Here is a 14456-nt window from a genome sequence, read left to right as displayed (position 1 = left end):
GCATTAAAGCTCGCTGCGAGCAACGGTTTGATGAAGCTGCTCAGCCATGCCCTCTAATTGAGTGGCAATGCCGGTAAGTTGTTCGGTATTGTCTAATAATGCCGAGCTGCTCTGTGAATTATGCTGACTAAAGCTCGACACCTCTGAGCTGGCATTAATTACCTCTGCTACGGTTTCTGCTTGTTGTTGCATTACCGCAGCCATCTGAGCCACTCCATCAGAAATATCCTGCACCAAGCCAATGATGCTATGCAGAATTTCACCGCTTTGCTCAACCACCTTATAACCTTGCTGAACGTCGGCAGAGCAGGTTTCCAACAAACCACGAATTTGTTGGGTCGACTGGCTACTACGCTGGCTAAGCTCGCGAACTTGGTCAGCCACCACAGAAAACCCTCTGCCATGCTCACCGGCTCTAGCAGCCTCAATAGCAGCGTTTAAAGCTAACAGGTTAGTTTTATTTGCAATGTCGCTAATCAAGTCGGTGACGCTGTTTATTTGCTGGTTACTACTAAGAATTTTTTGCATCGACTGTTCAGTTTGATTAATCGCCAGAGCGCTTTGTTCTGCATTGCCAGAAGCTTGTTGTGAGAGCGACAATAGCTGCGACGTTGAGTGATTAGCTTGCGCTAACACCTGTTCCATGTGCGCCAAATTTTGATTAATTTGAGAAATTGATTGATGCTGGTGGGCAGAGCTTTGGGCAATTTGAGCTGCTTTATTGTTCATCTGTTGTACGGTGTTCGACATATCGCTGGCAGAGCTAACCAATTGTGTAGAGCTATCACTAGCATGTTCAACCACTTGTTGAAGTTGTAGTTTGGATTGCTCTGAAGCCTGCATCATATCTTGATTACTTAATTGCGCTTGCTTTGCTTGCTCAAAGGCATGGTCACGTAAACCTAGCGCATAGTTTTGTCCTAGCCATAACAATATCAAGGGAAGCAAGAAACCAGAGAATAGCTCAATGGTCATAGCACGCGCTGGTAATTGCATTTGCGGGAACTGAATCCCCGTATAGTCGGCCCATAACATCACCAAGCCAATGCTAAATAAAACGCCAGTCCAAAGATTTCCCCAAAAACGATTACTTGCCAAATAGCTTAATAAGGACAGGGTAGGTAGCCAAAAGATATGCGGCGAGTGCAATAAGCCCCCAGATTGATAAACAATGTTCATGGCATGCAGCGCCATGCCGGCTAGCGCAATATTGGCTACTACAAGGTAGTGCCAACCAGCGCGTAACATAGTGCTGGCGAGTAGGGTGCTAGCGATTAAAGCTAAGGAACTGATTATAAGATCGCTATGGGCATATTTTTGCCACTTAAATGCGCTATATATTCCTACTAACAAGCCAAAAAATAAGTAAAACAGCAAGGTTTTTACCGTTTGTAGGTGTTCGTCTTTAACCTTTGTTCTAGGTTTAAAGATACTGGCAAATATCTCAACTGGGTTTAGCATAATTAGGCTCTTGTTATCCTTAACAGGTCTGTCCACTTTGATGCTGCCCTTGGTTTAACAACTTTGCAACATGCTAAAAAAAGAACTGTGCGTGAGTTAAAAAATAAACAAGCTCATTTTTGTTTGAATTTTCGACACTTTAGCGGGTTTTATCTGCAAATTGTTGGTTCTTTGTGCGCTTGAACAAAAGCACACGATAAACCCTTTACCTTTAAACTGGCTTATGTATAATTCGCTTCCGTTGCAGGGGCGTAGTTCCAATGGCAGAACGTCGGATTCCAAATCCGAATGTTGGGAGTTCGAATCTCTCCGCCCCTGCCAAATTTTAAAGGCCAGCTAATTAGCTGGCCTTTTTCGTTTCTGCGTTGTTCATACGCTTCTCTCAAGCTGCCGCTATCAATTTTTAAACCTCTCTTTTATTAAGGCTTCCTTTTCAGTTTATTGTGTAACTAGACAAAAGGTAGTTGCAAGGCTTGTGGTGCGGCGGACAACAGAAGGCATTCGAGGCAGGCGTAAAGAGTGGCGAAAGCTTGTTAGCTAGATTAAAGTGACTCTGACCCCTTTTATTAAAAGACCAGATGGCACCGTGGTTGTGTTTGAAGTCGATGCAAAACTTCACAATGATATTATGGATAAGGCTACTCCTCAGCATCTTCCTCGAGGTACTCCTCGAGACCCAAGCGCGCCTAAGATAGTTGATGATACAGTTTAAGGTACCTGGAACAGCTTTAGAGCTTCCGAAAGTTTGGGAGTCATTACTTGAGCAGAATGCCTCTGGAGCACGAGTTTTAAGCCAAGAAGATTTTTTAAAGGAGTTTGGCCAATGATATTTGACAAGAGTATAGATTCAGATTTATGGAATGGAGAGCGAAGCATCTGCCTCTTTATTCATGATGGAGGAGTTTATTGGGTTATCGATTATAAAGAGCACTTTTGTATTGATGCTGAGCCGGAACTAAAGGCAAATTTGGAGAACGGGAGAATTAATGAAGAACAGTTCTCTTGTTATTGCCGTGACTTTCGATATGGATTCTTACAACTGACAGCAGATAATTTTTTGGATTATATAAAAGTTAAATCAGTAGCGATAACTTCAAAACAAGAGTTAGCGGCATATTTCAACACTGGATTAACCTTGGCTGAGAAAAAAGCTCTATATAATAAAGTTGAGAATCATTTGATTTTTGGAACAACGTTATCTAGCGATGATTTTAGATTGGTTAATCAAATTGTGTCAAAGCTACCGATTTTTTATATGAACTTTGACAGAAAAATATATATGCATATGGACTGGGACAGGAGTCACGAAGTATTAGCTCCAAATAACTGGAAAGCTAAGTCAGCTGATTTTAGTTGGTTTATCCCAGCAGATGAAGTGTATTGGGATAGTGATGGTTTAAACTTGTGGAAGTTTAATTATATTTGAGTAGCAAAAGCTTAAAAACATAGGACACCCAGATCTGAAATAAAAGGGGTCAGAGTCACTTTATATTTTCTATACTTAAGTATACATATTGCTTTAGGTGGTGAAATGGCTCGAAAACTTCGTTTTTCCTAGCCCGGTGTGGCGGAGCACCTCATTCAGCGTGGTAATAATCGGCAAGTTATTTTTGCCAATGACGAAGATATGCGAGCCTATGTTACTTGGTTAAAGCAAAATGGTCTTAGTTCTTTAAACCTCAATACCTCCTGTTTGGCGATGCGAACCTCTTTTCTCGATTTATCTGTAGTTTAGCTCTGCTCTATTAGGGCAAATTCTGTTTCATTGTTACTGATCGGCAGTTAGAATATTCACGTTATAGTTTTTTTCTTTAGCGGATGAAATTTTAGTGATGCAAATGCACCCAGTGACGGCGACCTCTTCTGTTTCGCCTCAAGTCGCCGTAGTAGGTGGTGGAATTGCCGGCAGCGCAGCAGCCCTTAAGCTGGCTGAGCTTGGCGCCAAGGTTAGCCTGTTTGAAGCAGGGCCCAGTTTAGTGAACGGGCCGCCAGCTTGTCATTTACATGCCGGTGGTAATCTGTATCGAGAAATCTCCGATGAGCAATGTTTAAAGCTGCTTGAGCAATCCATTCATACTTTGCGGGTATTTCCGCATGCTGTTAACCAGCGCCCTACGGTTATTAGTGTGCCACTAAATGACCCCGGCGAGCCCGAAGCATTACTTCCCCGTTTACGCAAGGTGCAAGCCCATTACGCTGCACTTATTGAACAAGACCCTGCCAATCAAAAACTAGGCCCAGCCGAAGATTATTATCGCCTTTACAGCCGTGAACAATTAGAGGCACTGGCCGAGCAAGAGTTAGTGGCTCAGCCACAAAGCCCAGACGAGTGGATGATTCCGGTTGCCAAAAACTTAGATTTATCGGCCTTTAAGTTTCCCTTTGTACAGGTGCAGGAATACGGCTTAAGCCTGTTGCGTATTGCCGCCACGGTTAAGTTAGCCAGTGAGCGCTTGCCCAATTGCCAAGTGTTTACCCAATCTAAAGTCACGCACATAGAGCTACTGCCAGGTGCTACACCGCGTTGGCGGGTGGATTACAGTAGCCCGCAGGGTAGCCATAGCACAGAGGTGGATTACCTCATTAACGCTTGTGGATATCGCAGTGGCAGTATTGACGATATGGCCAAGCTGAGCCGTAGCCGAATGGTTGAGTTTAAAGCTGCGTATTTGGCCACTTGGCCAAATCCACAAGGGCGCTGGCCAGAGCTTATTGTTCATGGAGAGCGCGGCACACCCAATGGTATGGCGCAGTTAACGCCCTATCCCGATGGCTTGTTTCAGCTGCATGGTATGACCGACACCGTAACCTTGTTTAAAGGCGGCTTGGTTAGCTCCAGCGAAAGCAGTGCCCAACCAGAGCTAGATGCAAGCTTAAGTCGCAAGTTAACCCAAGGTTGGCAAGCTGAAGAAGTAGAACAGCGCACTGCCGAGGCGGTAAAACATATGTCGCGCTACTTACCAAGCTTTAGCAATGCCAAGGTGGCTGGTCGGCCTTTATTTGGTGCCCAGCAAATACCAGGCAGTGACCCAAGTTTACGCGCAGCTAGCGTTTCCTTCGATAAGGCCCACTATGCCCGTACCGAGATTGTAAAGTTCTCTTCGGCCTTAAGTGCTGCCGAGCAAATTATTGAAAACATACGAGAGCTAGGCCTACTTAGCCCAGCCGCTTGCGGCGATCTTAATACCTTACAGAGTACTCAAGGTTTAGCCTATCAACAGGTGTTAACATTAGCGGAACAGTTAGCGGAACAACGTAACTATCCACTGTCTTTGGCGCGTTAAGCGCTATGATTTAATAATGTGAAGGCTAGCGGTGCTAGCCTTTTTTATAAGGAGCAAACATGTCTATTCAACATTTCGAGAGCAAAGCGCGAATGAGTCGCGCAGTGGTGCATAACAATACCGTTTATCTATGTGGCCAAGTGGCTAAAGACACCAGCCAAGGGATAGCCGAACAAACCCGTACCACTATAGAAAAAGTAGAAGAGCTGTTGGCAACGGTTGGCTCCGATAAGTCGAAGTTACTAAGCGTGACTATTTACGTGCGCACCATGGATGATTTTGCCGAAATGAATAAAGTGTGGGACGCTTGGATAGCCGATGTTACTCCGCCAGCACGAGCATGTGTGCAAGCCCATATGGCGCGAGAAGAGATACTGGTTGAGATGTCGGTAACTGCAGCCGTTTAATCAGCGGTAAGTTAGCTTTGAGAACAAGGCTGAGCTTAAAGAAGTGAGCCTGATAAGGGCATAGCTGGTGACACAACTTTAGTAAGCGAGTTAATCTGGGTACTGATTAACTCGCCAGAATGTCTTAATTTATTCTATCTAGTACCAGCGCAAATTTTTCTGGGATTTGGTTGCGCTCTTTCAAGTTATAGACACTGTTTAACGAACAATTGGCTTTCATCGCAAATACCGAAGGTGGGATTCCTTTTTTGCGTAATGCTTTCCAAAACTGCTTTCCATTAAGCGTGCTCATACTCTTTTTTACCCTCATTTAAGTGTGTGAACTAAGTCATTAGAACGGGAAATGTTGCCAAATAGTTCATAAAGGCTTGGCAACCTTTCCTACTCACCAGATGCTGAATTTCTCATGCGCGGGTATTTAACGAGAATTATATGACAACTTAATTACATCAATATGGTGATTTTGTGCTTTGTTAAATGGCGCTACTTTTTATTAATTTTTACAAAATGACATATTTTTGTTTACTTATTATCAATGATAAAGATAATGAGAATAATTATCATGTGTATTTTGAAAGGGATGGCAATGCGCTTATTTAAAGTAGTAGTAGGTTCAACAGTATTGTTGGCAAACGCATCGTTTGCAGATGTAAAACAAGATCAAGTAGTAGAGCATTATGCAGAGTTAGCTCATGCAGTGTTTAGTGATTCGCACGCCAGTGCTTTACAGCTACAGCAAGCAACGCAGCAGCTTATTGAAGCGCCTTCAGAAAAAAGCTTATTAGCAGCGAAAGACGCTTGGAAAGTGGCTCGCGTGTATTACCAGCAAAGTGAAGTATTTCGTTTTGGTAACCCAATTGTTGACGACTGGGAAGGGCAGCTTAATGCTTGGCCTTTAGATGAAGGCTTAATCGATTACGTTGCCGCCGATTACCAATACGAGCTTGGTAACCCTGGCGCTACGGCAAATATTGTTGCTAACACCAGCCTGCAAGTAGGTGAAGATAAGGTTGATTTAAGCAACATCACTCCAGAGCTATTGGCTTCTTTAAATGAGTTAGCGGGCTCAGAAGCTAACGTTGCTACTGGCTACCACGCGGTAGAATTTTTATTGTGGGGTCAAGATCTTCACGGCACTAAAGCAGGTGCAGGCGAACGTGCTTACACCGATTTTGCTAAAGGCGATGCTTGTACTAATGGGAACTGTGAGCGCCGCGCTGCATATCTAAGCGCTGTAACTCAGCTATTAGTTGATGACTTGGCTTGGATGAGCAAGCAGTGGGCTAAAGGTGGCGAATACCAGCAGCAGCTAGTGGCAGAACCAAGTGAACAAGCGCTACGCCGTATGATGTTTGGCATGGGCAGCTTGTCTTTAGGCGAGCTAGCTGGCGAGCGTATGAAGGTAGCCTTAGAAGCTAATTCAACCGAAGACGAGCACGATTGCTTCAGCGACAATACGCACAACTCTCACTTCTACAATAACCAAGGTATTAGCAATGTTTACTTTGGTAGCTTTGAGCGTTTAGATGGCTCAACCTTAACTGGCCCAAGCTTAGCTGAGTTAGTTGCCCAAAAAGCCCCAAGTGTTGCAAAAAGCAATAAGAAGATGTTTGAGCAATCTATGGCAGAAACAGCCAAATTGGTAGCGAGCGCCGAGCAACAAGGCGTATACTTCGACCAACTTATTGCTGTTAGCAATAGTGATGGCCATGCACTAATAAATGGAACCATTTTAGCCTTGGTTGAACAAACCCGCGCTATTGAAGCTAGCGCCAAAGTATTAGGTATAGACAACCTAAACCCAGATACTGCAGATCACGAGTTCTAATTTGGGCTTGTTTATTTAAGGGAGCTTAGGCTCCCTTTTGTGCTTTCTGAAGTACCATTTTATGGAGAGAGTGAGTGTGAAATTAAACCCAACAAAAACAATAATAATTACTGTAGCGGCTCTGTTTTGTTCGGCGGTGTTAGCCAACCCCAAAAAACCGGGCGGTGATACAACAACGACCCAAACTGATGCCAACGCGTTTTCTATGCCGGCAGCGAATTTAGGTTTTGAAGGTCGGCTTAACTTTAGTACCGGTAACAGCTTTTTCCGTAACCCTTGGGTTGTAGCTCCAGCTACCACTATCGCCCGAGATGGCTTAGGTCCTTTGTTTAATACCAATGGTTGTCAAAACTGCCACATTAAAGATGGTCGAGGCCACCCTGCACCGGTTGGGGCAAACAATGCTGTATCGATGTTGGTGCGGATTAGCATTCCTGCAGAAACAGAGCAACAAAAAGCCCTAGAAGCTCAAAACGGCTTAGTGCCAGAGCCTACTTATGGCGGGCAAATTCAAGACCAAGCCATACCCGGTGTTGCCGCAGAAGCGCGGGTTCGTTTTGCCTATACCGATAAGCCTTTTAAGTTTGCCGACGGCAGCAGTATTGTATTACGCAAGCCTCAGTTGATTGTTGACCAGCTAGGCTATGGCGAGATGCACCCCAATACGATGTTTTCTCCGCGTATTGCTTCACCCATGATAGGTTTAGGTTTACTTGAAAGTATTAGTGCCGAAGACATTCTAGCCAATGCCGATCCTGAGGATAGCAATAACGACGGTATTCGTGGTGTTGCTAACCAAGTGTGGGACACTCAACTACAAGCCTTTAATTTAGGCCGCTTTGGTTGGAAAGCAGGACAGCCTAGCTTGATGCAGCAAAACGCTGCAGCATTTAACGGCGACATTGGCATTACCAGTTTAATGTTCACTAAAGATCACTGTACTGCTGCGCAACAGGATTGTTTAAACGCGACCTCTGGAGTCGACCCCGATGGTTCGGAAGTGAGTGATAAACTGCTTGGTTTTGTTGAGTTTTATACCCAGCATTTGGCGGTGCCCAAGCGCCGCATTAAGGATGCTGAACAAGTTGAATTAGGTGATAAACTGTTTAGCCAAGTTAACTGCGACAGTTGCCACAAACGCAGTTTTACCACGGCAAAACGTGAACAATTGCCGGCATTAAGTGAGCAGCTTATTTACCCGTATACTGATATGCTGTTGCACGATATGGGGCCAGACTTGGCCGATGGTCGTGGCGAGTATTTGGCTAATGGCCAGCAATGGCGAACCCCTCCGCTATGGGGCGTAGGGCTTACCGAAACGGTAAATGGCCACAGCCAATTATTACATGATGGGCGTGCGCGTAATGTTACCGAAGCGATTGTATGGCATGGCGGCGAAGCCGAAGCAGCAAAACAAGCTTTTGCTAACTTGAATCAGTCGCAGCGCGAAGCGCTAGTGGCTTTTGTGAATTCATTGTAAGGACGAAGTATGAAGAAGCAGTTTTTGCGTGGCCTAACCATGGGTTTGCTGGGAGTACTGGGTTTAAGTTCTGCTAATGCCAGCGCCGACACCTCTCAACAGCAATGGCTTGAGCAAGAAAAGCAGTCAATTGCTAAGGTTAGCGCGCAGCTGCTTGAACAGGCGCGTAGTTATCAGCAACATATCGAGAGCTACTGTAATGATCCTAGCCCAGAGGCTCTAATAACTAGCCAATTGCTATGGAAGCAAAACTATTTGGCCTATTTGCCGCTGCAGTCTAGCGCCCTTGGTCCTTTGGTTGATCTTAAGCTCAACTGGGCGATTAGCTATTGGCCCGACAAGAAAGATACCACTGGGCGCAAGGTAAAAGCGGCTTTATCTAATGCGCCTATGCCACTAAGCGATACCCACAGTAACCTAAGGGTTCAAGAGTATTTACTGTTTGAAACCTTAAGTGACCAACAACGCTGTTCACTATTGCCGGGTGCGGTGAACCGTTATGTGAGTGCAACTGAGCTAGTGAGTAGCGGCCTACAAAGCGCTGAATTGGAAAAACTGAAAGTAGAGCAGCTGCGCAGTGATGTGCTAAATAGCTACCGCTTACAAACTAGTACTATGCTGCGAAAGTTTCGCGCGATGTATTCAGCCAAGCACCAACGCTTGCGCCCATACCAAGGCGAGGCATGGCGAGCTAACATTAGCGCTGAGTTATTAGCCGAGCAGTTAAGCCTGTTGCAAACGCGTTACCAGCAGGATTTAGCGCCATTTTTAGCCAGCAGTGACAGTAAGTTAGCAAAACAGGTGGGTGAGCAATTTACTGCCTTAATACCACTTATGCCAGGCCAAGAGCCCAGTGATGAAAAAGTTGAACTTGCCGTTTGGCAGCAAGCCGAACCTCACTTAGCCAAGCTGGATAGCTTGTTTGCTAACCAAATTCCTCAAGCTTTATCGATTGAACTGGGCTTTAACAATAACGATGGCGACTAAGTTTAATCGCCGACAGGTGTTATTTCAGCTGCTGGGTTTTGGGGCTTCGGCTAGTTGCTTAAGCTTACCCACCTTAGCAAAAGGCTTAAGCAATGAGCCAGACCTAAGCCCACAAAGTTTGCTGATTGCTTGTGCCAAACAAGCAAATAAGCACTATGTCGCAGCCATGAATATACAAGGCGAACTGCGTTACCAGTTAGCTTTGCCTGCTCGGGGCCACTATGTTGCCTTGGCCAAACCTAAGCAGGCTCTAGCCGCTTGTGTTGCTCGCCGGCCGGGCAAATACATCATGTTGTTTTCGCCAGAGTCTGGTGAGGTGATTCAACAGCTTTCACCGCCACAAGGGATGCACTTTTTTGGGCATGCGGTTTTTTCGGAAGACGCCACACAGCTTTACGTGACCGCGGGGCTAAGTGCTAGCAGTGAAGGGCAGATTTTGGTATATCACCAGCAAGATTCCGGGTGGAGTTTAAGCGAACAGTGGTCATTGGGCGGATTAGGCCCACACCAGTTAATGTTATTGCCACAGCAGCGTTTGGTGGTTGCGGTGGGGGGCATTCATACCCAAGGACGAGAAAAGCTTAATCTCGACAGCATGCAGCCAGCCCTATTGTATTTGGATAGCCGAAGCGGAAAAGTGCTGCAACGCCGAGAACTCAACAACCCGCAGTTAAGTATTCGCCATCTAAGTTATTCTAAAGCCAGCGATACCGTGTGGTTAGCTTGCCAAGGACAAAACCCTGAGCAAGAAGTTACCTCGCTCATATATTCCCACAAAGGCAATCAGCTATGCCAAGCGCTGGGTGCTGATGCCGATTATTGGGCTTTGTTTAATCAATATATTGGCAGCATAGTAAGCAGCAATGGCAAGCTTATCGCCAGTTCTCCACGCGGTGCTAAATTGGCTGTATGGTCAGAACAAAGCCGAGAGCTTGAGCAGCTTATGCAAATTGATGATGTGTGTGGCTTAGCTGCTAGCCAACATTCGTGGTTCGCCTCAACCGGACAAGGCCAGCTTATTCAGCCAAGCAATAAACTGCAGCGCCAACAAACCGCTTGGCAGTGGGATAACCACTTAAGCGTTTTAGCGCTGTAGACTCCCTAAGATGTGAAAAAGCCAAGCCCATTACTATTTGCAGTAAGGCTTGGCTTTTTTAGTTTAGCAGTAGCTAAGAGCTGTATTGCACTGTATCGGTGTGTGGGTCTAGGTAGCGCTGTTTTGTTCCATTGTTATTGAAGTTTGATTGCAGGCCATGCTCTTCAAAAATTTCGTCTAACGCTTTGTTTTGCTCTGTATTTGCTTGTTCAAAACGGATGTGCAACTGAAGTTTTCCAGATTCGTCTTTGGTTTCATCCATCACTTTACCGGCTATATCAAATTGCTTGTTGGTTCCTTTATATAAGTAAGCCAAATTGAGCACAATTGATTGCTTGTTGTTTAAATGCATGCTGCCAGGAATAACCAGTTTTACACCACCTTTACTAATGTCTTTGGTTAAGCCTTGGGTTTTTAAGTGCCCTTGGCTTAGTGAAAAATGTAAGCCAGTAGGTACGCGTGGATGACTGCGTTTCTCGTCTTCGTGTTTAGTTTCTGCTTTAAGCGACGCTTCGATAGAAAAGCGCTGTAGTAAGTCGGTGACATTGCTAGATACTCTCGCCAATTGCCCGGCAACCAGTGATGAGGTTTCCGACTTATTGTGGCTATCTTCGATAATTTCCTGCAGCTCTCGTTGGGTTTCTTTTAAAATGTCTAATTGCTGATTTTGGCGGTCTACTTGTTCGTCGATGCTTTGCTGCGCTTGCGCCACAGATTGAATTTTATCTGTTACCTGGAGAATGCCTTGTTCGGTTTGCTTCGAGGTTTCGCGGCTTAGCTCAACCTTTTCTGTTACCTCTCCCATGCTATTAACGACTTGCTGTACCCCTTCGGTAAGCTGGGTAATTAACTTGGCAATTTCATCGGTGGAACTTCCTGTTCTGGCTGCAAGGCTGCGTACTTCGTCGGCAACTACGGCAAATCCACGGCCTTGTTCGCCGGCTCTGGCGGCCTCGATGGCGGCATTTAGTGCAAGTAGGTTGGTTTGTTCTGAAATGGCGCGAATAGCATCCACAATGCCATAAACTTGCTCAGCAGTGTTGCTTAGATCTTTAATAAAGCTGCTGGCTTTAACTGTTTCTTCCGAGGTGGTGGTCATCATGGTGATGTTTTCGCCCACTAAGGCAGAGGCGTTAGTGGATAACTCGTTACACTGGGTCACCATGGTTAAGGTTTCTGCGGCAATCTCGCTTAAGCGAGCGGTGGATTCTTCAAGAGTTTGTGAGTTTTCATACATATTGCTAAAGCGTTGTTGCTCGTTGCGGTTAGCTTGGCTAATTTGACTGGATAACTCCGACACCTGGTTTGACGACAAGTTAATGCTGCTAGAAGCCTGTTGAATTTCGTTTAATGCTTCTTGCAGCGACTCACGCATTAATTCGATGTGGTGCGCCAACATGCCTAATTCATTTTTGCTGATAATTTGGGTAAGTTCAGCAGATGACTTTAAATCACCGCGGCTAATTTTTCGGCTAATTCCTACCAATAGATTAATTGGCTGAGTAGTGTCTCTAATGACAATCCAAGCTACTAGCGAGGCCAAAATCACCATGATAACAGCGAGTCCGATACTGTTATTAACGAGATTGTTTAGTTTAAGTTCGGCGTAATCTGCGTAAATGAGTACTGCTTTGTTCATGGCCGCCATGCTCTTGTGGTTTATTTCCAAAAAAGCGTTGGCATTAGCGCCTGTAGGGTCGTTTTCCAGTTTATGTGCTGCAGTTAATTGTTGTTTCCATAAACGTTCAACGAGTTGAAGTTGGTCGATGAAGGGTTGGTAACTAGGAGCGGGTAAGTTAATAGGCTGTTTGAGGCCTAAATCTGCGTAGGTTTGACCGCCCCTCATTAACGCACTGAGTGAAGCTTCATATAGCTTTACCGTGTTATCGGCACTAAGAATGCCTGGAAATTCTTGTTCTTTTAAGTAGCTTCTATGCAACTCTTCAGCAGAATATTTCTTAGTAAGCATGCGTTGGCGACCGGCAATATTTACTATTTGTGCGTCGTCATGGTTTTGTTGCAGAGAGCTGGTTACAAGGATTACTTCACCCATCATTGCAGCTGCCAGCAGCAAAGGAAGAACAAAGAGTTTTTTACGAATCGATATAGATTTGAGCATGAAAGCTATCCTTGCAAATTAATAACTTAATCAGTATAGAACAACTTGTAAGTGATATTTAATAATACTATTGGTGTATTCTGCTAATGCTCACATTTGTATGTTACTAAAGTGCAGGGATGCTCAAAAATGTTGTCCATTCATTCAACTTTAGCGAGTTTTAAGCGCCACTTTTGCCATGGGCTGGCTTTGGTAAATACCAGTAAGTTGCCAAGTAACACTATTGCAACGCCGCTTAAGCTTACTAATGTCCATTGGTAGCCTTCGAAAACGGTTGATAAACCTAGCGCCACTACTGGGAAAAGCACTGTGGCATAGGCGGCCTTTTGCGGGCCTAATTTCCCCACTAGTACCAAATAAAAGCTAAAGCCTAACACCGAGCCAATTATTGCCAGATATATCAAACTACCTAAGTACAGCGGCTCGGTGCTAAAACCAAACTCTTGGCCGCTTAACAAGCCCCAAACTAATAGCAGCGCTGCGCCATAAGCCATGCCATAAGCGTTGACCGAGAGTACCGATAAACCTTGTTTTTGTTGTTTGGCCGAGAGCATGTTACCCAGCGAGAAACAGTAGGTTCCTGCTAGCGCCATTACTAAACCAAGCAATTGTTGGCTGGCGGTTTCGCTATGGCTGATATCAGGGTAAAACAACAGGATAATGCCGCTTATACCCAATATGCCTCCGCAGATTAAACGCAAGCTAGGTTTTTGCCCATGAAACAGCCAGCTGTTGCCCATGTTCATAATGGTCGCGATGGAAAATACTATTGAGATTAAGCCACTTGGGATGTACTGGGCAGCATGGTAAAACAGCATAAAATTACAGCTAAACAAACATAAACCCAGCAATAAGCAGCTGCCATGTTGTTTTAAGCTAAGCCTTTGTAGGCGTTTGGTAATAAGCAGAAACAGCACCAATACCAAGGAGGCAAGGGCAAAGCGGTACATGATAGAGTTGGCAATCGGCACGTCGCCAATTTGATAGGCAATGGCTAACCAAGTGGTGCCCCATATAAATACGGTTGCGAAATAAATAAAGCCTATCATTACAGCCTCCTGCTGGTGTCACTAAAAGCGTAGTGTCTCAGGTGGTCGTTAGGAAGTATTTCAGATTATTGCGCAGCGCTAGTCGTTTTTATAGATTATTGCGCTTTTTAAGACGGTTGCATGTCTTTGGTAAGTTTTAAGCGGTGTTTGCCACGGCTGGCTTTGGTTTCTAAGTAGTAGTGGTTATCTACTTTTCGATATACACCGGTGCTTTGCAGCTCTTTTACTGCAATACCATTTTGCTCTAAAGCGGCTTGTTTTTTGGGGTTATTGCTAAGTAGCTTTAATTCCGACACACCCATAGCTTTAAGCATTTGTGCCGCTTCACTAAAGTCGCGTAAATCGTCATCAAAGCCCAATTGATTGTTCGCCGAGTAAGTATCTACGCCTTTAATCTGTAATTCGTAAGCATCTAGCTTGTTGTACAAACCAATGCCGCGGCCTTCTTGGCGCATATATAAAATAATGCCACCTTGCTCAGCCATTTTTTCGATAGCTTCGTTTAGCTGTTCGCCACAATCACAGCGAGATGAGCCAAATACGTCGCCGGTTAGGCATTCTGAATGGATCCGCACCAATGGGGTAGTTTGTTGGCTATCGGCATTTTTAAATACCAAAGCAACGTGTTCTTTGTCGCTGTTTAGGTCGGTAAATGAGAGCATTTCAGCAGGAATATCGCTACGTCGGCCCACCTGAAAGGGGACGCGAGTGCGAATACTACTTAGTTTTTCTGCTGATTTCATTT

General features: G+C 45.0%; 12 protein-coding genes and 1 tRNA gene. 8 read left to right on the top strand and 5 right to left on the bottom strand.

The annotated features are described in order from the left end of the window. Positions 1 to 3: 3 nt before the first annotated feature. The gene (locus tag K5620_RS16255) at positions 4 to 1461 is read right to left on the bottom strand and encodes a methyl-accepting chemotaxis protein (RefSeq protein ID WP_016403903.1); all 1458 of its coding nucleotides are present in this window, start codon (positions 1459 to 1461) and stop codon (positions 4 to 6) included. 245 nt (positions 1462 to 1706) lie between these two features. Here K5620_RS16255 and K5620_RS16250 point away from each other — a divergent pair. The 4 genes from K5620_RS16250 to K5620_RS16235 all read left to right on the top strand — a co-directional run bounded on the left by K5620_RS16250 (position 1707) and on the right by K5620_RS16235 (position 5152). Next, positions 1707 to 1782: transfer RNA gene (locus K5620_RS16250), tRNA-Trp, on the top strand. A gap of 502 nt (positions 1783 to 2284) precedes the next feature. Next, complete coding sequence (locus K5620_RS16245; protein ID WP_016403905.1) at positions 2285 to 2887, top strand: hypothetical protein; 603 nt, start codon at positions 2285 to 2287, stop codon at positions 2885 to 2887. Between the two features lie 406 nt (positions 2888 to 3293). After that, entirely contained in the window at positions 3294 to 4745 is a 1452-nt protein-coding gene (locus K5620_RS16240; RefSeq protein WP_016403907.1) for an FAD-dependent oxidoreductase, read from the top strand. Positions 4746 to 4804: 59 nt separating this feature from the next. Next, the gene (locus tag K5620_RS16235; protein WP_016403908.1) at positions 4805 to 5152 is read left to right on the top strand and encodes a RidA family protein; all 348 of its coding nucleotides are present in this window, start codon (positions 4805 to 4807) and stop codon (positions 5150 to 5152) included. A 124-nt stretch (positions 5153 to 5276) separates the two neighbouring features. Here K5620_RS16235 and K5620_RS16230 read toward each other — a convergent pair whose 3' ends face one another. Further along, entirely contained in the window at positions 5277 to 5444 is a 168-nt protein-coding gene (locus K5620_RS16230) for a hypothetical protein (RefSeq protein WP_016403909.1), read from the bottom strand. Positions 5445 to 5738: 294 nt separating this feature from the next. Here K5620_RS16230 and K5620_RS16225 point away from each other — a divergent pair, with 294 nt between their 5' ends. From K5620_RS16225 to K5620_RS16210, 4 genes are all read left to right on the top strand, one after another. Further along, positions 5739 to 6980, top strand: a complete 1242-nt coding sequence (locus K5620_RS16225) for an imelysin family protein (RefSeq protein WP_016403910.1) — start codon at positions 5739 to 5741, stop codon at positions 6978 to 6980. 70 nt (positions 6981 to 7050) lie between these two features. Next, a complete protein-coding gene (locus K5620_RS16220; RefSeq protein ID WP_215426496.1) occupies positions 7051 to 8460 on the top strand; it encodes a di-heme oxidoreductase family protein in 1410 nt (469 codons plus the stop codon). Between the two features lie 9 nt (positions 8461 to 8469). Continuing rightward, complete coding sequence (locus tag K5620_RS16215) at positions 8470 to 9447, top strand: imelysin family protein (protein WP_016403912.1); 978 nt, start codon at positions 8470 to 8472, stop codon at positions 9445 to 9447. Then, positions 9437 to 10543, top strand: coding sequence for a DUF1513 domain-containing protein (locus tag K5620_RS16210; RefSeq protein WP_221077402.1), 1107 nt, complete (start codon positions 9437 to 9439; stop codon positions 10541 to 10543). The genes K5620_RS16215 and K5620_RS16210 overlap by 11 nt, the downstream gene beginning before the upstream one ends. Before the next feature lie 73 nt (positions 10544 to 10616). On the opposite strand, the gene K5620_RS16205 is transcribed toward K5620_RS16210, so the two are convergent. The 3 genes from K5620_RS16205 to K5620_RS16195 form a co-directional block, all read right to left on the bottom strand. Next, positions 10617 to 12662 (bottom strand): methyl-accepting chemotaxis protein, encoded by a 2046-nt coding sequence (locus tag K5620_RS16205; RefSeq protein ID WP_016403005.1) that lies wholly within the window; start codon positions 12660 to 12662, stop codon positions 10617 to 10619. Positions 12663 to 12802: 140 nt separating this feature from the next. Beyond that, on the bottom strand, positions 12803 to 13711 hold the full coding sequence (locus tag K5620_RS16200; protein ID WP_016403004.1) for a DMT family transporter: 909 nt from the start codon (positions 13709 to 13711) through the stop codon (positions 12803 to 12805). Between the two features lie 107 nt (positions 13712 to 13818). Continuing rightward, entirely contained in the window at positions 13819 to 14454 is a 636-nt protein-coding gene (locus tag K5620_RS16195) for a GTP cyclohydrolase II (RefSeq protein WP_016403003.1), read from the bottom strand. Between the last annotated feature and the right edge of the window lie 2 nt (positions 14455 to 14456).

It is taken from the genome of Agarivorans albus (assembly GCF_019670105.1).
GTDB classification, from domain to species: Bacteria; Pseudomonadota; Gammaproteobacteria; order Enterobacterales; family Celerinatantimonadaceae; genus Agarivorans; species Agarivorans albus.
This window is presented reverse-complemented; position numbering and strand designations above follow the sequence as displayed.